This window comes from Micromonospora sp. NPDC049044, assembly GCF_040649215.1.
In the GTDB taxonomy this organism is placed as follows: Bacteria; Actinomycetota; Actinomycetes; order Mycobacteriales; family Micromonosporaceae; genus Micromonospora.
In genome coordinates this window covers 1-19,997 of sequence record NZ_JBEZFA010000022.1, presented here as the reverse complement: position 1 = coordinate 19,997, position 19,997 = coordinate 1, and the positions used below count along the sequence as shown (strand labels likewise).

The window sequence follows — 19,997 nt, the reverse complement described above, 5'->3', positions numbered from 1 at the left end:
CCTTGGTCGACGGCCGCCCTGGTCAGCCGGATTCTGGGGTGCCCTGGTGTTCGGGCTGGCAGACCGGGCACCAGTAGGTGACCCGGTCGCCCAACTCCTGCTTGCGGATCGCGGTCCCGCAGCGCCGGCACGGCTGGGCGCGGCGACCGTACACGTAGCTGGTCTGCCCCCGGCGCAGGGAGCCGGTGCTGCTCTGCGTCCACCGGCCCCGGTTGGCGGCGAGCAGTCGCTGCGCGAGGGCCACCAGGCCGGGCAGGTCGGGCACCGCGCCGACCGGCGTCCACGGCGACACACCGCGCAGGAACAGCACCTCGCACTTGTAGAGGTTGCCCACTCCGGCCAGGTTGCGCTGGTCGAGCAGCGCCTCGCCGATGGTCTGCTCCGGGTGACCGGCGAGTCGACGGGTCGCCTCGGTCGGGTCCCAGTCCGCGCCGAGCAGGTCGGGGCCGAGGTGGCCGACCAGTTGGTCCTCCTCGGCGGTCGGCACCAGGGCCAGCTCGTGCAGGTGATAGCCGACCGCGACCGCACCGGGACTGCGCAGCACCACGCGGATCAGGTGCGCGGGCCGGCCGGTCCAGCGTTCCCCCGGGGCGTACGCCCGCCAGGCGCCGTCCATCCGGAGGTGCGAGTGCAGGGTCCAGGGCGCCCCGTCCGGGGCGCCGAGGCGCAGCAGCAGGTGCTTGCCCCGGCTGGCCGACTCGTGCACTGTCCAACCGGTGAGATCGGTGGTCGCCAGCTGGGGCACCCGGAAGTCACTGTCGGTGATCCGCGCGCCCGCGAGCGCGCGATGCAGCACCCGCGCGGTGTTCCAGACGGTGTCGCCTTCGGGCACGCTGTCATCCTCTCTCATTTGAGCAGGATTCGCATGTGTCGCTATTTGTACACAGGTTCCACCTGATCTCCCGACATGCGATGGTCAGGGGGTTCTGAGGAGAATAACCATGACGCGACCTCGTCGTCGTATTCCCATCGTCGCCCTCATCGGCACCATTACCCTCGGGCTCACCGCAGCGCTCCTGCCCGTCACCAACCCCATGCCGGTCGCCCCCGTCGCCGGTCCGATCATCCTCACCGCCGTCGCCCCGCACAGCGAGCAGTGGGCCGCCGACCTGGCCGTCGACCGCGACGACGTGAACGTCCGGCGTACCGCGGCCGGCCTCCGACTCGGCGCTGGTCGGCCCAGGGGTGGCGGCGCGCGCAGCCCGCACAGCGCGGTCGTCGAGGGGATGCTCCTGACCGCTCCCCGCACCCTGTCCCGGCCGGCCACCCGCGTCCGCGCCGAGATCAGCGCCTCGATCCCCGCCAAGGCCACAGTGGAGGCGCAGGTCCGTGGCTGGCGGGCCGCCGGCTGGACCGAGTGGCGGGCCGCCACCGGGGGCGCGGTCTTCGACCGGCCGGTCATCCGGGTGCAGACCCGGGTGGTGCTCACCGCACCCACGAACGGCGGCACCGCGACGGTTCGTGGCGTGCAGCTCACCGCCGACGCGGCCGCCGCCGTCTCCGCCGCCACGCCCGGCCGCACCTACCGGGTGTACGCCACCCGGATCGGCCTGGTCGGTGAACTGACCGCCAACGGCCGAACCGTCCAACCCCGGGACCACTTCGTTGCGTTGCCGTCGCGGCGCGGGCTCTCCCCCCTCAACACCGGCGACTACACAGTGCGGGTCTGCACCACCAGCGGGTCCCGCTGCGAGTACGCCCCGGTCTGGGACGTCGGGCCGTGGAACACCCGCGACGACTACTGGAACCCCTCGTCGGTCCGGGAAAACTGGAAGAACCTGCCGCAGGGCCAGCCCGAGGCGCAGGCCGCGTACCAGTCCGGGTACAACGGCGGACGGGACCAGTTCGGGCGGACGGTGCTCAACCCGGCCGGCGTCGACCTGGCCGACGGCACCTTCTGGGATGGCCTCCAGTTGACCACGAACGCGTGGGTGGACGTCGCCTACCTGTGGACCGGTGGCGGGCCGCGTGGTGTGGTCGGTGACGGCCCGCTGAACATCCGCACCGGTGCCAGCACGTCGTACCCGATCCGTGGCCTCGCCGCCCGGTTGGCGCACGTGCCGCTCCAGTGTTACGTCACAGGCCAGTCGGTCGCCGGGCCGTACCGCACCACCACCCGGTGGAACCGCCTGGCCACCGGCCAGTACGTCAGCCACGCGTACATCTCCGGGGTGTACGGCGGCAGCGTGCCCGTGTGCTGAGCAGCCCGCACCCGTCGGGCGTCGATCAGGGGCGCTCGTCGGGGCGGGCCGGGCGCACCATGTCCTGGTAGCGCGGGTGGCTGGCACCGTAGACGGCGTAGTTGAGTCGAGCGTGCGAAAGGCTCAGGTCGCCGTTGGGGCCGCCCCGGACGGCGTCGGCGTCGGCGTCGGTCTGGCCGTCGTCGGTCCAGAAACAGACCGGGCAGGTCCCCCCACCGGTCCGGGACGCACAGCAGGGACAGCCCACGGGAACCACTTGTTCACCCACCGGGGCAGCATTCCACAGTCGAATATCAGCGGGAAACCCGTAGGAGGTCACCCGGGGCCACCCGGAGGAGGTCCACCGCCCGCCCGCCGTTGACCGCGACGGCGACCAGGTCGGCCGAGTCGACGTACACCACAAGGCCGCCCGCCGGGGCGGCGCCGAAGGTCCGACCCCGGATGGCCGGTCGGGCCGGTGCCGGACCCGGCGGCCCGACCCGCAGCGCCGCCGGCAGCGCGTCGAGCAGGTGCGCCGGTGCGGCCAACTGGACGTTGCCGAACTGGTCCACCGTCGACACCTCGGCGGTGAAACCCTCGTCGTCGCAGCTCAGCGCCGGCCTGGGTAGCCGGACCAGGCCATCCGGATCGACCGGCGGCCCCGCGTCGGCCAGGGGCGCGCCGAGCGCCAGCCGGGCCGCCACCGGCGCGAAGACGTCCCGCCCGTGGAACGTGCCGGACACCCGATCGGCCAACCAGCGCGGCTCGGTCAGCTCCACCGCTGCGGTGATCCCGCCGAGCGCGGCGGCGGCGTCCGGCAGCAGCCCGTTGTCCGGGCCGACAAGCAGCCCACCCGGGGTGGCCAGCGCGATGCCCCGCCGGGCGGTGCCCACCCCCGGATCGACCACCGCGACGTGCACGCCCACCGGCAGGTACGGCACGGTCTGCGCCAGCACCGCCGCACCCCGCCGCACGTCCGCCGGCGGCACCAGGTGGGTCACGTCGATGACCCGGGCCGTCGGCGCGATCCGGGCGATCACCCCGTGGCAGGCCGCCACGAAACCGTCGAAGAGGCCGTAGTCGGTGGTCAGTGAGATCCAGGGCGGGACGGACATGTCCGCAGGTTAACCCCGCGCGTCGATCCGCAGTTCCAGGACGAGTTCGTCGTGCAGCGGGATGCCGTGCTCGCCCACCAGCGGAATCTCCGGCTTGAGTCGGCGGGCACGATCCACAGCGCCCGGATCCACGCCGACCAACCGCATCCCGCGCCGCTGGTAGAACCGCAGCGCCCGCAGGTTGTCGTTCGAGGTGATCAGCCACACCCGGGCCAGGCCCGCCTCGGCAGCGATCGAGGTCGCCGCCGACAGGAGGGCGGTGCCGGCGCCGCCACCGGGCTCGGCCGCGACCACTGTGACCACCTCCAGGCCGTCCCCCTCGACCCGGTACGTCAGCGCGCCGGCCACCGTCGCGGTGGCGTCCAGCGCCACCAGGGTCGGCAGGGTACGCACGTCGTGCCGGGTGTCGTGGGCCACCACGTACGGGCCACCCCACTCGCGCTCGTGCAGGGCGTCGACAGTCGTCCGCTCGGTGGCGCCCGCCGCCCGTACCTCGAAACCGTCCACGGTCCACCTCGCCCTGCGTCGCGTCTGCTGCCGGTTCCGGAGCGTACCCACGAGCGGGAGTCGGGCGTGGGTGGCGGATATGGGACAGCGCGGTGGCCGACCGGCCCCTCCCGCTGCCGGGCCTGGTTGGGCAGACTTGCGCAGGTGACACTTCGGAGCCTGCCCGCTGTCGGGGTCCTGCTGGTCGCCGTCGCCCTCACCGCCGGCTGCGGCGGTGACGAGGCCGACCCGTCGAGCGCGGCTCCCACCTCGTCGCCCACCGCGTCCGCCCCGCCCGCGGTGGCCCCGTCGTCCGCGGTGCCGTCGAATGCACCCACGCCCTCGGTGACCCCGTCCCGCACCGGCGGTGCGCCACCTGCGTCGATCCCGCCCTCCACTGCCCCGCAGGGGCCCACGCAGCACCGACCGGCGAGTCCACCGCCGGTGGTGCTGCCCCAACGCCCGGTCGGGGCACCCGGGGCGCAGCAGATCGTCGAGGCGTTCAAGGCCGCCGGCCTGAAGGTGGCGCACCCGAAGGACCGCTCGGTCGACTGCGGACCGGACGGGCTCGGCCTGGGTTGTTCCGAGCTGATCGCCACCGACGCCGTCACCGTGTACGTCTTCCCGGACGAGACAAGCGCCGGCGACATCGCCGAGACCTGGGCCGGGCAGTCGTACCGCCGGGGCGCGGTGGTGCTCAACTACCTCGAGGCGAAGACCCCGGCGGCCAACCGCCCCCGCTACGAGCAGGTGCTCAACGGCCTTCGCTGAGCACGGGTGCGGGGCATCGTCCGATCGAACCCGTCCCCGGTTCGGCCCTCGCGGGCGCACGGGGTGCGGCAGTGGTCGCGGCGGACGGATCAGCCGCGCAGCCGCAGGCCGCGCGGGGTAGCCCGGAAACCGGCGGCGGTGAGCGCGTCGCGCAGCGGCGAGGAGTGCACGGCCTCGCCGTCGGCCCGCTCCACCGACAACGCCCCCAACGCGCCGGAGTGCACGGCGTCGGCGAGTGCCTTGCCGGCCACCGCGAGCGTCTCGGTGTCGTCGCTGAAGGACAACAGTGTCCGGCCGCCACGTTCCACGTAGAGCACCAGGTCACCACCGACCTGCACCACAAGCGCGCCGGCCTTGCGGCCGGCCCGGTGCCTGGTCGCCGGGGTGGCCCCGTCGCCGGAGTCGACAACCCGTTCCGGCCAGGGCAGCGCCGCGCCGTACGGGTTGGCCGGGTCGGTGGCGGCGAGGACGGTGGCCGGCGCACCCCTACCCCGGTTGCCGTCCATCGGCTCGGCCAGCGCGCGCAGCCGGTCCACCGCCCCGGGCACCGCGAACTGCGCCGCGCCGAGCCCTTCGACGAAGTAACCCCGGCGGGCCGCGCCGCGCTCCTCAAGCGCCGACAGCACCGGGTAGACCGCCGAGAACCCGCCGACCACCTGCTCGGCCACCACCGCGCCCCGGGTGACCACCCCGTGTCGCTCCAGCAGGACGTCGGCGAGCGCGGCGGCCCGCCGGGTCGGGTCGACGTCCCGTTCGGGCAGGCGCGACCACCGGCCGGCGACTGTCGGCGGACCACCCCGGGTGGGCAGCGCCACCCGACCGGGCCGCCGGTACCGGGTGCGCGGCGCGGACGGCCGGGCCCGGTGCGCACCCCCGGCGCCGAGCACCGCGCGCAGCGGCGCGAGGGTGTCGTTGGTGAGGTGCCCGGCCCAGACCAGGTCCCAGATCACGGTGGTCAGGGCGGCGTCGTCGGTCGAGCCGACCCGGTCCGCGAGCGGCCGGAAGAACAGCGCCTGCCCGTCGCCGAGCGCGTCGAGCACCGCGTCGTGCAACGGGGTACGCGTCAACGCCTCGTCCGGTGGCGGCAGCAGCAGCGGCGCGGCGTCCGCGTACGCCAGGGTGACCCAGCCGTCGCCGCCGGAGATCGCCCCCGACCCGGCCCAGAGCACCTCCCCGCTGGCGCACAGCTCGTCGAGCTGGGCGGGGGAGTAGTCGGCGACCCGGCCGGGCAGCACCAAACGCTCCAGCGCGGACGCCGGCACCGCCGCGCCCTGCAACTGCTCCACAGTCGCGGCGAGGGCCTCCACCCCCCGGGCGGACGACCCGACCTGCTGCCAGCGGGGCAGGAACGTGGCGAGCGCCCGGGGCGGCACCGGCTCGATCTCGCGGCGCAGCGCCGCGAGCGAGCGACGACGCAGCATCCGCAGCACCTCGGCGTCGCACCACTGGGCGCCGGCCGAGTCCGGGGTGAACTCCCCGGAGACCACCCGCCCGGTGGCGCCGAGCCGGCGCAACGCCTGCTCGACGACGAACACGCCGAGCCCGAAGCGGGCCGCGCAGCTGGCCGCCGCGAACGGGCCGTGGGTGCGGGCGTAGCGGGCCACCAGGTCACCGAGCGGGTCGGCCACCGGGGCGAGGTACGCCTCGGCCACCCCGACCGGCAACGCCACGCCGAGCGCGTCGCGCAGCCGGGCGGCGTCCTCGACACCCACCCACCGCTGTTCGCCGGCGATCCGGACCCGCAGCACCCGGCGGGTCGCCTCCAGCTCGGTCAGCCAGCCCTCGGGCACACCCCGCTCGGTCAACTCGGCGTCGCTCAGGTCACCGAGCACCCGCAGCAGCTCGACCACGTCCTCCGCGTCGCGGGGGCGGCGTTGCTCGGTCAGCCACCGCAGCTGCCTGTCGGTCTCGGCGAGCACCGCCGGGTCGAGCAACTCGCGCAGGTCGACCCGGCCGAGCAGCTCACCGAGCAGCGTGGAATCCAGGGCGAGCGCGGCGGCACGGCGTTCCGCCAACGGGGCGTCGCCCTCGTAGAGGAACGCGCCGACGTAGCCGAAGAGCAGCGACCTGGCGAACGGGGACGGTGCGCTCGTCTCGACCTCGACCAGTCGCACCTTGCGGGCGGCCAGGTCGCGCATCAGCCCGGCCAGCGCCGGCTGGTCGAAGACGTCCTGCAGGCACTCGCGGGCGGCCTCCAGGGTGACCGGGAAGTCCGCGTACTCGCGGGCGACGTCGAGCAGCTGCGCGGAGCGCTGCCGCTGCTGCCACAGCGGTTGGCGGCGGCGCGGGTCGCGGCGGGGCAGCAGCAGGGACCGGGCGGCGCACTCGCGGAAGCGCGCGGCGAACAGCGCCGAGGTGCCTACCGACTCCTCCACCAGTTGGGTGATCTCGTCGGGCTCGAAGACCACCACGTCGGCGCCGGGCGGCTCGTCGGCGGTGTCCGGCAGCCGCACCACGATGCCGTCGTCGGAGGGCATCACCTGGGCGTCCACCCCGTACCGTTCGGCAAGCCGGCGGCCCACCGCGAGCGCCCACGGCCCGTTGACCCGGGCCCCGAGGACGCTGTGCACGGCGAGCCGCCAGTCGCCCAGCTCGTCGCGGAACCGTTCGACAACTACCGTGCGGTCGTCGGGCAGCGAACGGGTGGCCTCCCGCTGCTCGCGCAGGTACGCCATCAGGTTGCCGGCGGCCCAGTCGTCGAGCCCACCGTCGCGCAGCGCGGCCAGCGCCGCCTCGTCGGTCTGCCGCAGCAGGGTGCGCACCCGGGCGCCGATGGCCCGGCCCAACTCCACCGGGCGGCCCAGCTGGTCGCCCTTCCAGAACGGCATCCGGGCGGCCTGGCCGGGGGCGGGCGAGACCAGCACCCGGTCGGGGGTGATCTCCTCGATCCGCCAGGAGGAGGAGCCGAGCAGGAAGACGTCGCCGACCCGGGACTCGTAGACCATCTCCTCGTCCAGCTCGCCGACCCGGGCGGCGCGCTCGGCACCGGCCAGGAAGACGCCGAACAGCCCTCGGTCCGGGATGGTGCCACCGCTTGTCACAGCGAGTCGCTGCGCGCCGGGACGGCCGGTGAGCAGGTCGGTGGCCCGGTCCCAGACCAGTCGGGGACGCAGCTCGGCGAAGGCGGTGGACGGGTAGCGGCCGGAGAGCATGTCCAACACGGCGTGCAGTGCGGAGTCGGGCAGCTCGGCGAAGGGCGCGGCCCGGCGGACCAACACGGCCAGGTCGCCGAGCGGCCACGGCTCCAGCGCCACCATCGCGACGATCTGCTGGGCCAGCACGTCGAGGGGGTTGCGCGGGTAGTGCAGCTCCTCGATCGCGCCGTCGGTCATCCGTTCGGCCACGACCGCGCAGGAGAGCAGGTCGCCGCGGTGCTTGGGGAAGACCACCCCTCGGGAGACCGCGCCCACCTGGTGCCCGGCCCGGCCGACCCGTTGCAGGCCGGCGGCCACGCTCGGCGGGGCCTCGATCTGCACCACCAGGTCGACAGCGCCCATGTCGATGCCCAGCTCCAGGCTGGAGGTGGCGACCACGGCGGGGAGTTGACCGGACTTGAGGGCCTCCTCGATGTGCTTGCGCTCCTCCCGGGAGACGCTGCCGTGGTGGGCGCGGGCGATCACCGGCGCCGCGCCGGTCGCCGCGCCGGACTGGGCCATCACCTCGGCCGGTGGTCGGTTGCGCAGCGGACCGGCGGGGCCAGCCCACCGCTGTCCGCCGGGCACCTGGCCGCCGTCGGCTCCCGGCCCGTTCCCCGCCGACAACCCCTCGGGTACGCCGACTGCGCCCTCGGCCGACGCGGAGCCCGCTGCCCCGGCGGTCGGCGCCTCGGCAGCCGTCGCCTCCGCAGCCACCGCCTCGGCAGCCGTCGCCTCCGCAGCCACCGCCTCGGCAGCCGTCGCCTCCGCAGCCACCGCCTCGGCGGCCAGCTCGTTGAGCCGGGCGCAGAGGCGCTCGGCACTGCGGCGGGAGTTGGTGAAGACGATTGTCGAGCGGTGCTGCCCGATGAGGGTGAACACCCGCTCCTCGACGGCCGGCCAGATCGAGGCGCGGCGTGGGCCGGGGCCGCCCAGGTCGTCCTCCGGTGGCTGCTCCTGCTCGTCCAGGCGGGTCATGTCCTCCACCGGGACCTGCACGCTGACCTCGATGGTCTTCGGGGTGGCCGGCTGCACGACGTCCACCGGACGGGCGCCGCCGAGGAACTGCGCGCAGGCGTCGATCGGCCGGACGGTCGCGGAGAGGCCGATGCGTTGCGCCGGAGCGGGCAGCAGCTCGTCGAGGCGTTCGAGGGAGAGGGCGAGATGGGCGCCGCGTTTGCTGCCGGCCACCGCGTGCACCTCGTCGACGATCACCGTCTGGACGCCGCGCAGCGAATCCCGGGCGGCGGAGGTGAGCAGCAGGAACAGCGACTCGGGCGTGGTGATGAGGATGTCCGGTGGGGTGCGGGCGAAGGCTCGTCGCTCGTCGGCCGGGGTGTCGCCGGTGCGCATGCCGACGGTGATGTCCGGCGGTGCGACGCCCAACCGGGTGGCCGCCTGCCGGATGCCGGCCAGCGGGGCGCGCAGGTTGCGCTCGACGTCGACGGCGAGGGCCTTGAGCGGGCTGACGTAGAGCACCCGACAGCGCTGCCGCGCCTCGGCCGGTGCGGGCTCGCGGGCCAACCGGTCGAGTGACCAGAGGAAGGCCGCCAGCGTCTTGCCGGAGCCGGTGGGTGCGACCACGAGGGCACTGCGGCCGGCGGCGACCGAGCGCCAGGCTCCGGTCTGTGCGGCGGTGGGGGCGGCGAAGGCGGCCTCGAACCAGGCGCGGGTGGCCGGGCCGAAGCCGGCGAGCACCGCGCCGGCGTCTGCGTCTGCCCCGGTCACCGGTCCATCCTGCCCCGCCGGTACGACAACGACGACCGACCGACGGTGGAATGTGCCGGACAAAAGCAAAAAGCATGGAACGTGCGCTTAATACGTTAAGTCTCACTTAACTGCTTGCTTGTACCTGGCAACATAAAGTAACTTCACTGCCAACGCGAACGGGGTGAGGGGGTTTGATGGCCGGCGAGCAGCGCACCGTCGAACCGGGCACCGACGTGCTGATTCGCAAGGTCGACAGCCATCTCGCCGCGCTCCGCGGTGGCCTGCAGGGCGCCGAGTTCGAGCTCGCCGAACGTCTCGCCCGCTGCCTACGGGAGCTGGTCCTGTGCACCGCCCAGGCCAGCGCCGCCGATCGCGGCCAGGTCCGCGCCGCCGTCCACTACTTCGTGCTGCGCCGGGAGAGCCGTGGTCGGTTGCTCTCGGTGCGGTCGTTGGCCGCCGCGGAACGGGTGGTCGACCGGGTGGCACGTCAACTCGGCCGCGCCGACCTGCTGACCGAGCTGCGCCAAAACCGCCCCGCCCCCGACGACACCAAACCCCGCCCCAACGCCCTCCTCCGCTGACCCAACCCCGCTGACCAGCCCCGCTGACCGGCCCCGCTGACCCGACCCCGCTGACCGGCGTCGATCATGGAGTTGTGGCGGGTGGCAAAGCTGGATGCTCCCTACCAAAGCGGACACCACCACTCCATGATCGACCGGAGTTGGGGTGGGGGAATTCCGGTAAAACCGCCCGAGCGGCGACAAACTGGCGTCTGATCGCTGCTAGGGGCCGCCGCTGCACGGGCGTCGGCCACCTGGATCGGGAGCGCAGGTGCTGGTACTGCTCATCCTCCACCTCGTGGCGGCCCTCGTCGCACCCCTGCTCGTCCGGTGGTGGGGATCCGGCGCGTGCTACCCGCTGGCGCTGGCGCCGGCCGCCGCCTTCTGCTGGGCGCTGGCCCGCACCCCGGCCGTCGGCCACGGCGGGGCGGTGGTCGAGACGTACCGGTGGATCCCGCAGTTGGGCCTCGACCTCGCGTTCCGGCTCACCACGCTCTCCTGGCTGCTGACCCTGCTGATCGGGGGCGTCGGCACGCTCGTGCTCGTCTACAGCGCCCGCTACTTCAGCGCCGGCTCGCAGGGGCTGGCCCAGTACGTCGGGGTCCTGGTCGCCTTCGCCGGTGCGATGCTCGTCCTGGTCTTCGCCGACGACCTGCTGCTGCTCTACGTCGGCTGGGAACTGACCACGATCTTCTCGTACCTGCTGATCGGGCACAGCACCGAGCGGCGGTCCAGCCGGTGGGCGGCGGCGCAGGCGTTGACCGTCACCACGCTCGGCGGGCTCGCCATGCTTGTCGGGTTCATCATGCTGGGCGTGCACGCCGGCACCTACCGCTGGTCGGAGATCTCCGCCCAGCCGTTGCCCGGCGGCGGGTACCTGGTGGTGGCAGTGCTGCTGATCCTGGCCGGCGCGCTGTCCAAGTCGGCGGTGCTGCCGTTCAACTCCTGGCTGCCGGTCGCGATGGCGGCGCCCACGCCGGTCAGCGCGTACCTGCACGCGGCCGCCATGGTCAAGGCCGGCGTCTACCTGGTCGGGCTGCTCGCGCCGGCCCTCGCCACTGTTGGCCCGTGGCGGCCGGTGGTGCAGATCGCCGGCGTGGCCACCATGCTGTTCGGTGGCTGGGCCGCGCTGCGGCAGACCGACCTGAAGCTGTTGCTGGCGTACGGGACGGTCAGCCAACTCGGTCTGCTGGTCGCCGTGACCGGCTCGGGTACCCCGGACGCCGCCCTGGCCGGCACCGCGATGCTGCTGGCGCACGCACTGTTCAAGGCGGCGTTGTTTCTGGTGGTCGGCATCATCGACCACGGTGCCGGCACCCGCGACCTGCGCGAGTTGACCGGGCTGCGGCACTGGTCCCGACCGCTGTTCGTGGTCGCCGTGCTGGCTGCGGCGTCGATGGCGGGGGTGCCGCCGCTTGTCGGTTTCGTGTCCAAGGAGGCGGTGTTCGGGGCGTTCACCGACCAGCCCCTGCTCCTCACCGGCCTGGTCGTCGGGACGGTGCTCACCGTCGCGTACAGCGTCCGGTTCCTCTGGGGCGCGTTCGCCGACCGGCCGGGGGTGGAACCGGTCCAGCCGGGTCCGATCGCCGTGTCGCTGCTGGTCCCGCCGGCGGTGCTCGCCGGGGTCGGGCTGCTCGCCGGTCCGGCCGCGAGCGTGTTGGACGACCTGCTGCGCCCGTACGCCGAGCTGCTCGGTGGGGTCGACGCGCACCTGGCGCTCTGGTCCGGGCCGACCCCGGCGCTCGGCCTGTCCGTGCTGGCCCTCGTCGGCGGCGGCCTGCTCTTCGCCGTGCGGGGGCCGCTCGCTCCGGTGCTGGCCCGGCTCCGTTCGCCGGTGGGCGGCAACCAGGGCTACGAGTGGATCGTGGGCCGGTTCGACAGGTTGGCCATCGAGGTCACCGGCGCGACCCAGCGCGGCTCCCTGCCGCAGTATCTCGGCATCATCCTGGTCACCCTGGTGCTGGTGCCCGGTGCGGCGATGCTCTCCGCCGGCCCGTGGCGGGCCCGGATTCCGCTCTGGGACAACCTGCTCCAACCGGTGGTCGTGGTGGTGATCACGGTCGCCGCGGTGCTTGCGGTCGGTGCCCGCCGTCGGCTGACCGCGATGCTGCTGGTGGGGATGACCGGCTACGGCACCGCGATGATCTTCGTCCTGTACGGCGCGCCCGACCTGGCGCTCACCCAGTTCCTTGTGGAGACCGCGACGATCGCGGTCTTCGTGCTGGTGCTGCGCCGCCTGCCGGAGCGGTTCTCGGCCCGTCCGTTGCGGCGGACCCGCTGGATCCGCCGGACGATCGGGGTGGCGGTGGGTGTGGTCGCCGCCGGGCTGGCCCTCACCGCCGCCGGGGCCCGCCGGGCCCCGGACATCTCCGCCGCCTTCCCGGATCTGGCGGTGGCCGAGGGGTACGGCCGCAACGTGGTGAACGTGACCCTGGTCGACATCCGGGCCTGGGACACGATGGGTGAGCTGGCGGTGCTGGTGGTGGCCGCGACCGGGGTGGCCAGCCTGATCTTCGAGCGGTCCCGGACCGGGCCGCGACCGCGCCGGCCGGAGTCGGGTCAGCGGATCGACGAGCCCGGCCGCCCGGTGTGGCTGCGCGGTGGTCCGACCCTCTACGAGGGGCGTCGCTCGATCGTCCTGGAAGTGGTCACCCGGCTGATCTTCCACACCGTGGTGCTGTTCTCGCTGTTCCTGCTCTTCTCCGGGCACAACGCGCCCGGGGGTGGGTTCGCCGGTGGCCTGGTGGCGGGTCTCGCCCTGGTGGTCCGCTATCTGGCCGGCGGCCGGTACGAGCTGACCGAGGCCGCCCCGATCGGCGCCGGTGCGATCCTCGGCGCCGGGCTGGCCCTGGCGGTGGGCAGCGGGGCGGTGGGCCTGCTGGCCGGCGGGTCCGTGCTGGAGAGCGCCAAGATCGACGCAATGCTGCCGGTTGTCGGTGACGTCCACCTGGTCACGTCGCTCTTCTTCGACATCGGTGTGTACCTGGTCGTGATCGGGCTGGTGCTCGACATCCTGCGCAGCCTCGGCGCCGAGGTGGACCGGCACATCGAGGCCACCGGCCCGGCCGGCGGCGGCCTGGCCGTCGACAAGGGGGATCGGTGAGCGCGAGGAGTGCGCCGTTTTTGCGCGCCCCGCAGTCGCGAACAAAGGGGGACCGGGCATGACGGCGAGCGACGCCGGGCCGACGCTGGTGCTGGTGCTTGCCGTCGCGGTGTTGTTCGGCTGCGGGGTGATCCTGCTGCTGGAGCGCACCCTGACCCGGATCCTGCTCGGGGTGATCCTGCTCGGCAACGGGGTGAATCTGTTGATCCTGTTGGGTGGGCGACCGGGGGACGCGCCGATAGTCGGCACCGGTGCGGTGGCGCGGATGAGTGATCCGCTGCCGCAGGCGATGGTGTTGACCGCCATCGTGATCACCTTCGGGTTCACCGCGTTCCTGCTCGCTGTGGCGTACCGCAGTTGGTATCTCAGCGGCGATGACGAGGTGCCCGACGACCTGGAGGACCGGCAGATCATCAGCCGGGCCGGGCGGAACGAGGTGGGCGCCGTCGACCACGGCGGGGAGGGCCCGGACAGCGATCCGGAGCAGGTCGATCCGGAACCCGCCCGCCGCCGGCTGCGCCGCGGGGAGGAGGCGTGATGAGCGCGCTGCTGCCGCTGCCGGTGGTGGTGCCGCTGCTCGGTGCGGCGCTGACCCTGCTGCTGGCCGGAAAGCCCCGGCTCCAGCGGTCGATAAGCGTGTTCTGTCTGGGCGGCACGCTCATCGTGGCGTTGCTGCTGCTCGTGCAGGCGTACCGGTACGGGCCGGTGGTGGTGGCGATCGGTGGGTGGCGGGCGCCGGTCGGCATCGTGCTTGTCGCCGACCAGCTCGCCGCGCTGATGGTGGTGGTCTCGTCGGCGGTGACCCTCTGCGTGTTGCTGTACTCGATCGGCCAGGGTCGCAGCGACACGAGCGAGTCCAGTCCGGTGGAGATCTTCCACCCGACGTACCTGGTGCTCACGGCGGGCGTCACCAACGCGTTCCTGGCCGGTGACCTGTTCAACCTCTTCGTCGGGTTCGAGATCCTGTTGGCCGCGAGCTTCGTGCTGATCACCCTGGGCGGCACCGAGACCCGGATCCGAACCGGGTCGACGTACGTGGTGGTGAGCATCCTCTCCTCGATGATCTTCCTGACCGGCGTGGGTCTGGTGTACGCGGCCACCGGGACGCTCAACCTGGCCCAACTCGCCCAGCGTCTCGACGATCTCCCCGACGGCGTCCGGCTGGCCCTGGAACTGATGTTGCTCCTGGCCTTTGCGATCAAGGCGGCGGTCTTCCCGCTGTCGGCCTGGCTGCCGGACAGCTATCCCACCGCACCTGCCCCGGTCACCGCCGTCTTCGCGGGTCTGCTCACCAAGGTGGGCGTCTACGCGATCATCCGCACCGAGACGTTGCTGTTCCCCGGCGGGCACGCCCGGGTGCTGTTGATGGTCGTCGCCGGGCTGACCATGGTGATCGGCATCCTCGGCGCGGTGGCCCAGTCCGATCTGAAGCGGCTCTTCTCGTTCACCCTGGTCAGCCACATCGGCTACATGATCTTCGGGGTGGCGTTGAGCACCGCCGCCGGGCTCTCCGGCGCGATCTTCTACGTGGTGCACCACATCACCATCCAGACCACGCTGTTCCTCGTGGCGGGGCTGGTGGAGGAGCGCGCCGGCAGCACCGACCTACGCCGCATCGGCGGGTTGGCCCGGGTGGCGCCGCTGCTCGGGGTGCTGTTCTTCGTCCCGGCCATGAACCTCGCCGGGGTGCCGCCGTTCTCCGGTTTCCTGGGCAAGCTCGGCCTGCTCCAGGCCGGGGTGGCGGCCGGCGGTCCGCTGCCCTGGGTGCTCGTCGCGGCGGGCACGCTCACCAGCCTGCTCACCCTCTACGTGGCCTCCCGGGTGTGGAACATCGCGTTCTGGCGGGCGCCCCGACTGGCCGTCGGCCAGTCGACAGTGCGGTTGCCGAAGCTGATGGTCGGGGCCACCGTGGCGCTTGTCGTCCTCGGGCTGGCGCTTACCGTGCTTGCCGGTCCGCTCTTCGGCGTCACCGCCGACGCGGCCGCCGACCTTCGGCTGCGTACCCCGTACGTGCACGCCGTGCTGCCGGGCGGCGGGCCGTGACCGGCCCCCTTGCGCCGGATCCCGACGCCCCCGCGCCTCGGGTGGTGGGGCGCGGCCGGCTCGGGCGTTGGCGCGACCAGGTGGTGGCGTTCGGCTGGTTGGTGGTGGTCTGGGTCCTGCTCTGGGGGGACATCAACTGGGCCAATCTGCTGGGTGGCCTGCTGGTGGGCGGTGCGGTGCTTGTCTTCTATCCGCTGCCGGCGGTCAGCTTCGGCGGTCGGCTGCGGCCCGGGGCGCTGCTGGTGTTCGCCGGCCGGTTTGTCGTCGAGCTGGTCAGCGCGAGCCTGCACGTCGCCCGGATCGCCGTGCAGCCGGGCTACCGGCCGCGTGGGGCGATCATCGCGGTCCGGCTACGGGTGGCCACCGACCTGAATCTGGCGCTCACCGCCGAGGCGGTCTCGTTGGTGCCGGGCACGGTGATCCTCGAGGTGGACCGGGACTCCGGGACGCTCTACCTGCACGTGCTCGACACCCACGGGCCGGCGGACCTCGACGTGGCCCGCGAACGCGCCCGCACCGTCGAACGGCGCATCATCCGCGCGGTGGGCTCCGCCGCTGAACTGCGCCTCGTCGAGACCGACCGATCCGAGAGGGGAACCAGCCCGTGACCACGTTCCTGGCCGTCGTCCTTACCGCCCTGTTGTCGGTGACCGCGCTGCTCGCGCTTGCCCGGTTGTACCGTGGCCCGTCGCTCGTGGACCGGGTGATCGCCGCGGACATGCTGCTCGCCACAATGGTCGGCGCGGTGGGCGCCGAGGCGGCGGTCAACCGGCACGCCACCACGCTGCCGGTGCTTGTGGTGCTCTCCCTGCTCGGCTTCGTGGGCTCGGTGTCCCTTGTCCGCTTCGCTGTCCGGGAACAGCAGTGATCGCGACGATCGCGGACTGGCTCGGCGCCGGTTGCCTGGTGGCCGGCGCGCTGCTCGCGCTTGCCGCAGCGATCGGCGTGCTGAGTTTCCCGGACGCGCTGTCCCGGATACACGCGGCCACGAAGCCGCAGGTGCTCGGGGTGCTCCTGTTGCTTACGGGTATCGCGTTGCGCCTGCGGTCTCCGGCGGACCTGGGCATGGTCCTGCTGGTGGGGGTCTTCCAGTTGGCGACCGCGCCGGTCGCGGCGCAGATGATCGGGCGGGCCGCGTACCGGTCGGGGCGGCTGGACCGGAGCCTGCTCGACGCCGATGAGCTTGTGGAACGGGGCTGCGGTGGTGGGCCGTCCGGGCCGGCCTGACGGTACGCGAACCGGACGTTGCGCTCCTTCGGCCCACCCCCAGCGAAGTCCCAGCCAGCGCCGATAAAATAGCGGCATGATCGACTCTTCTGCCCAGGAGGGCAGCAGTAGCCAGCCGGGTCGTGCCCGGCATATCCCCGTACCGACGACCCCGGGAGCCCTGAGCGACCCGTGTTGATCGTCGTCGGTCTTCTTCTGATCATCGTGCTCACCGCCGCCACCGGTTACTTCGTGGCGCAGGAGTTCGGCTACGTCGCCGTGGACCGGGGCAAGCTGCGTCAGCTCGCCGATGACGGCGACCAGGCCGCCGCCCGGGCCCTCACCGTCACCAGCCGGCTCTCCTTCATGCTCTCCGGAGCCCAACTCGGTATCACCGTCACCGCCCTGCTTGTCGGTTACGTCGCCGAGCCGTACCTGGGTGGTGGCCTCGCCGACCTGCTCGGCGTGGCCGGCGTCAGCCAGGCGGTCAGCCTGCCGCTGTCGGTGGCGTTGGCCCTGGTCATCGCCACCATCGTGCAGATGGTCCTCGGTGAGTTGGCCCCGAAGAACCTGGCCATCGCCCGGGCCGAGCAACTGGCCCGGGCGCTGAGCCGGTCCACCCTCATCTACCTGGCCGTCGCCGGGCCGCTGATCCGGCTCTTCGACCGCGCGTCGGTACGCCTGCTCCGCCGGATCGGCATCGAGCCGATCGAGGAGCTGCCCAGCGGCGCCACCCCGGCCGACCTGGAACAGATCATCGCCGAGTCCCGCGAGGAGGGCAGCCTCGACGCGGAGATGTCCACGCTGCTCGACCGGGGTCTGGACTTCCGCGAACTGACCGCCGGGGAGGCCATGGTGCCCCGGGTCGACGTGCACACCGTACGGGCGCACGAACCGGTCAGCCGGGTGGTCGAACTGCTGGACACCGGCCACTCCCGCTTCCCGGTGCGCGGCGCGGAGGGCGTCGACGACCTGCTCGGCATCGTCGGCATCGCCGACGTGCTCGGCGTACCCCCGGGGGAGCGGGCCACCACCCCGGTGAGCGCGGTGGCCGGGCCGCCGTTGCTCGTACCGGAGACGTTGCCCCTGCCCACGGTGCTCGACCGGCTGCGTTCCGGGCACCGGCAGATGGCCTGCGTGGTCGACGAGTACGGCGGCTTCGCCGGCGTCATCACCCTGGAGGACATCGCCGAGGAGTTGGTCGGCCCGATCCGGGACGAGGACGACCCGCCGGAGCGGGCCCCCGCCCGCCAGGACGACGGTTCCTGGGTGGTGCCGGCGCGCTGGCGGATCGACGAGGTCGCCGACAGCACCGGCATCGCGCTGCCCGAGGCCCCGGAGTACGACACCCTGTCCGGGCTGGTGATGCGGGAGCTGGGCCGGGTGCCGGAGGTCGGTGACCGGCTGGAGATCAGCCTGCTGCCCGAGGGCGCGGAGGGCGAGGACAACGAGGCCGAACCCCGGGCGCTCGTCGAGGTGCTGGCCGTGGACCGGCACGTGGCCGATTCGGTGCGGTTGCAGTTGACCAAGCCGGGGGTGTCCGCATGAGCCCAGGGATCGCGCTGTTCAGCTCGGTGATCCTGCTGGCGCTGAACGGGTTCTTCGTGGCCGCCGAGTTCGCCCTGGTGGCCAGCAAGCGCTACCGCCTGGAGCAGGCGGCGGCGAACGGCGGCCGAGCGGCCCGGGCCGCGCTTGACGGCGTCCGCGAGCTGTCGCTGATGTTGGCCGGCGCGCAGCTCGGCATCACGCTGTGCACCCTGGGTCTCGGCGCGCTTGCCGAGCCGGCGATCGAGCACCTGCTCAGCCCGCTGCTGCACGCGGTGGGCCTGCCGGACGCGGCCAGTCACCTCGTCGCCCTGGTCTTCGCCCTCGGGGTGGTCACCTTCCTGCACCTGGTAGTGGGGGAGATGGCACCGAAGTCCTGGGCGATCACCGACGCGGAACGTTCGGCGACGCTGCTCGCGCTGCCGTTCCGGGCCTTCGCCCGGGTGTCCCGGCCGGTGCTGTCCGCGCTCAACGCCCTGGCCAACGCGATCCTGCGGCTGGTCGGGGTGAACCAGCAGGATCAGCTGGCCCAGGTGCACGGCCCGGACGAGCTGCGGATCCTGCTTGAGCAGTCCCGTGAGCACGGGTTGCTCGGCGCCGAGCAGCACCAGTTGCTGACCAGCATGTTGGAGTTGCAGGGCACGTCCGTGGCGCAGGTGATGGAACCGTTCGCCACCATGGTCACGGTCCGTCGGGACGAGCCGGCCGAGCGGATCGAACAGGTCAGCCGGGACAGCGGGCGGTCCCGACTGGCGGTGCTCGACGAGGCGGGCGACGTCTGCGGCCTGGTGCACGTCCGGGAGGCGGTACGCGTTGTCACCGCCGGCCGGGTCGCCACCGCCGGGTCGCTGATGACGCCCGCGTTCACCCTGCCCGCGACCTCCTCGGTCACCGAGGCGGTGGCGGCGATGCGGGCCCGGCAGTCACAGCTCGCGTTGGTGCGCAACGGTGGTGGCCCGGCCCGGCCAATCGGTTTCGTGGCGCTCGAGGACCTCCTGGAGGAGGTCATCGGCGAGTTCGACGACGAGACCGACACTGTGCCGCGCGGGCGGCGGTTGCGCTGAGCCGCAGACCCGGCCGCACCACCGAGGTGCGGCCGGGTCGGTGCGGCGGGCTTGACGTCGCCTCGATGGGGTAGGCGCTGCCGGTGCGGGGCCGGCGGGCCTCGTCCCGGAAGGGGGCGCGCGGTGCGGCTGACGGGGGTGTCCGCGGAGTCCGGTCGGACCGGGCTCTCCGTGCAGACCACGCTGCCCAACCCGAGCACCCGGCCGGGCCTGCGCCTGCCGGGGCGGGTGACCCTCGCCGCAGGGCCGGACGATGTGCTGGTCCGGCACATCCGGCTCGGCCTGGTCACCACCGTCGAACCGGACGACCCGGCTGCCGCCCGGCGGCTGATGCAGTTCCACCAGGTGCCGATCGCCGGCCGGTTCGTCGTACCGGCCGGTCGGCGGCGGGCTGTCGACTTCGCGTTCCCGCTGCCGTGGGAGACCCCGGTGACCATCTTCGGTGGGGTGCCGTTGCTGAGCCTGCGGATGGGTCTGCGGACCGAGGTGTCGGTCGACCCCGACCTTGACCAGGGGGCGATGGTGCCGGTCTTCGTGCACCCGATCCCCACCCAGCAGCACGTGCTGGCGGCGCTTGACACGTTGGGCTTCATGATCCGCCAGTCCGGTCTGCCGGCGGGCGGGTTGCCCGGGGTGGAGCACACCCTGCCGTTGCACCAACGCTGGGGCTACTGGGTGGGGCCGCTCTACGCCGGTCCGATCACCGAGCTGGAGCTGATCTTCGTGACCAACTCGGCGGGCCTGGAGGCGATCCTCTGGATGGACCGCCGGCTGGCGCTGGCCGGGATCACCCACCAAAGCATCAGCCGGTTCCGGATCTGGCACGAGGACGCGGACCGGCGGGACTGGGTCGCCACGGTGGACGGCTGGCTGCGCCAGGCGATCAACAGGCACGCCGCCGCTGCCGCGCACGCCGACTGGTCCGCGCGGATCGGCGGGTCCGCCCACGTGAGCAGGCACCCCGACCAGCCGATCCGGCCCGGCTACGGCGGGAACCCCGTACCACCCCTGCGCCGCGCAGCACCCGCAGGTGCTGGGAGACCAGCGGTTGCGCGGCCCCGAGCTTGTCCACCAGTTCGT

The 19,997-nt window shown here is 73.1% G+C and carries 16 protein-coding genes and 1 pseudogene; 12 read left to right on the top strand and 5 right to left on the bottom strand.

The features are described from left to right. Positions 1-22: 22 nt before the first annotated feature. The gene (locus AB0B85_RS19240; RefSeq protein ID WP_357409181.1) at positions 23-832 is read right to left on the bottom strand and encodes a DNA-formamidopyrimidine glycosylase family protein; all 810 of its coding nucleotides are present in this window, start codon (positions 830-832) and stop codon (positions 23-25) included. Between the two features lie 109 nt (positions 833-941). On the opposite strand from AB0B85_RS19240, the gene AB0B85_RS19235 reads away from it, so the two are divergent. Then, positions 942-2,201, top strand: coding sequence for a hypothetical protein (locus AB0B85_RS19235; RefSeq protein ID WP_357409034.1), 1,260 nt, complete (start codon positions 942-944; stop codon positions 2,199-2,201). 25 nt (positions 2,202-2,226) lie between these two features. Here the strand turns inward: AB0B85_RS19235 and AB0B85_RS19230 are convergent, their stop codons facing one another. From AB0B85_RS19230 to AB0B85_RS19220, 3 genes are read right to left on the bottom strand one after another with little or no spacing between them, the layout of a single operon-like run. Further along, complete coding sequence (locus tag AB0B85_RS19230) at positions 2,227-2,469, bottom strand: CPCC family cysteine-rich protein (RefSeq protein WP_110566168.1); 243 nt, start codon at positions 2,467-2,469, stop codon at positions 2,227-2,229. 25 nt (positions 2,470-2,494) lie between these two features. Next, complete coding sequence (locus tag AB0B85_RS19225; RefSeq protein WP_357409032.1) at positions 2,495-3,295, bottom strand: SAM-dependent chlorinase/fluorinase; 801 nt, start codon at positions 3,293-3,295, stop codon at positions 2,495-2,497. Positions 3,296-3,304: 9 nt separating this feature from the next. Beyond that, positions 3,305-3,802, bottom strand: a complete 498-nt coding sequence (locus AB0B85_RS19220; protein ID WP_357409030.1) for a GNAT family N-acetyltransferase — start codon at positions 3,800-3,802, stop codon at positions 3,305-3,307. 144 nt (positions 3,803-3,946) lie between these two features. Here AB0B85_RS19220 and AB0B85_RS19215 point away from each other — a divergent pair, with 144 nt between their 5' ends. After that, positions 3,947-4,552, top strand: coding sequence for a hypothetical protein (locus AB0B85_RS19215; RefSeq protein ID WP_357409028.1), 606 nt, complete (start codon positions 3,947-3,949; stop codon positions 4,550-4,552). A gap of 89 nt (positions 4,553-4,641) precedes the next feature. Here the strand turns inward: AB0B85_RS19215 and AB0B85_RS19210 are convergent, their stop codons facing one another. Then, positions 4,642-9,414 carry a DEAD/DEAH box helicase gene (locus AB0B85_RS19210; protein WP_357409025.1) on the bottom strand — a complete coding sequence of 1,591 codons (4,773 nt, stop codon included), beginning with the start codon at positions 9,412-9,414 and terminating at the stop codon, positions 4,642-4,644. 176 nt (positions 9,415-9,590) lie between these two features. On the opposite strand from AB0B85_RS19210, the gene AB0B85_RS19205 reads away from it, so the two are divergent. From AB0B85_RS19205 to AB0B85_RS19160, 10 genes and pseudogenes are all read left to right on the top strand, one after another. Beyond that, complete coding sequence (locus AB0B85_RS19205; protein ID WP_357409023.1) at positions 9,591-9,977, top strand: hypothetical protein; 387 nt, start codon at positions 9,591-9,593, stop codon at positions 9,975-9,977. Positions 9,978-10,227: 250 nt separating this feature from the next. Continuing rightward, the gene (locus AB0B85_RS19200) at positions 10,228-13,059 is read left to right on the top strand and encodes a Na+/H+ antiporter subunit A (RefSeq protein WP_357409021.1); all 2,832 of its coding nucleotides are present in this window, start codon (positions 10,228-10,230) and stop codon (positions 13,057-13,059) included. A gap of 58 nt (positions 13,060-13,117) precedes the next feature. Then, entirely contained in the window at positions 13,118-13,597 is a 480-nt protein-coding gene (locus AB0B85_RS19195) for a Na(+)/H(+) antiporter subunit C (RefSeq protein ID WP_357409019.1), read from the top strand. After that, complete coding sequence (locus AB0B85_RS19190) at positions 13,597-15,102, top strand: Na+/H+ antiporter subunit D (RefSeq protein WP_357409017.1); 1,506 nt, start codon at positions 13,597-13,599, stop codon at positions 15,100-15,102. Before AB0B85_RS19195 ends, AB0B85_RS19190 begins: the two co-directional genes overlap by 1 nt. Next, positions 15,099-15,710, top strand: a complete 612-nt coding sequence (locus tag AB0B85_RS19185) for a Na+/H+ antiporter subunit E (protein WP_357409015.1) — start codon at positions 15,099-15,101, stop codon at positions 15,708-15,710. The genes AB0B85_RS19190 and AB0B85_RS19185 overlap by 4 nt, the downstream gene beginning before the upstream one ends. Further along, positions 15,707-15,970: a monovalent cation/H+ antiporter complex subunit F gene (locus AB0B85_RS19180; RefSeq protein WP_030489433.1), complete on the top strand. Its 264-nt coding sequence runs from the start codon at positions 15,707-15,709 to the stop codon at positions 15,968-15,970. Before AB0B85_RS19185 ends, AB0B85_RS19180 begins: the two co-directional genes overlap by 4 nt. Further along, on the top strand, positions 15,970-16,329 hold the full coding sequence (gene mnhG, locus AB0B85_RS19175; RefSeq protein ID WP_357409179.1) for a monovalent cation/H(+) antiporter subunit G: 360 nt from the start codon (positions 15,970-15,972) through the stop codon (positions 16,327-16,329). Before AB0B85_RS19180 ends, mnhG begins: the two co-directional genes overlap by 1 nt. Before the next feature lie 171 nt (positions 16,330-16,500). Then, positions 16,501-17,856, top strand: a complete 1,356-nt coding sequence (locus AB0B85_RS19170; protein WP_357409013.1) for a hemolysin family protein — start codon at positions 16,501-16,503, stop codon at positions 17,854-17,856. Continuing rightward, on the top strand, positions 17,853-18,917 hold the full coding sequence (locus tag AB0B85_RS19165) for a hemolysin family protein (protein ID WP_357409011.1): 1,065 nt from the start codon (positions 17,853-17,855) through the stop codon (positions 18,915-18,917). The genes AB0B85_RS19170 and AB0B85_RS19165 overlap by 4 nt, the downstream gene beginning before the upstream one ends. 123 nt (positions 18,918-19,040) lie before the next feature. Next, positions 19,041-19,907 (top strand): annotated as a pseudogene (locus AB0B85_RS19160) (sporulation protein); the annotation flags it as partial. Positions 19,908-19,997 lie beyond the last annotated feature (90 nt).

Coding starts and splice junctions, on each gene's coding strand:
- AB0B85_RS19205 (WP_357409023.1), top strand. CDS start 9,591: ATGGCCGGCGAGCAGCGCACCGTCGAACCGGGCACCGACGTGCTGATT.
- AB0B85_RS19165 (WP_357409011.1), top strand. CDS start 17,853: ATGAGCCCAGGGATCGCGCTGTTCAGCTCGGTGATCCTGCTGGCGCTG.
- AB0B85_RS19195 (WP_357409019.1), top strand. CDS start 13,118: ATGACGGCGAGCGACGCCGGGCCGACGCTGGTGCTGGTGCTTGCCGTC.
- AB0B85_RS19190 (WP_357409017.1), top strand. CDS start 13,597: ATGAGCGCGCTGCTGCCGCTGCCGGTGGTGGTGCCGCTGCTCGGTGCG.
- AB0B85_RS19225 (WP_357409032.1), bottom strand. CDS start 3,295: ATGTCCGTCCCGCCCTGGATCTCACTGACCACCGACTACGGCCTCTTC.
- AB0B85_RS19235 (WP_357409034.1), top strand. CDS start 942: ATGACGCGACCTCGTCGTCGTATTCCCATCGTCGCCCTCATCGGCACC.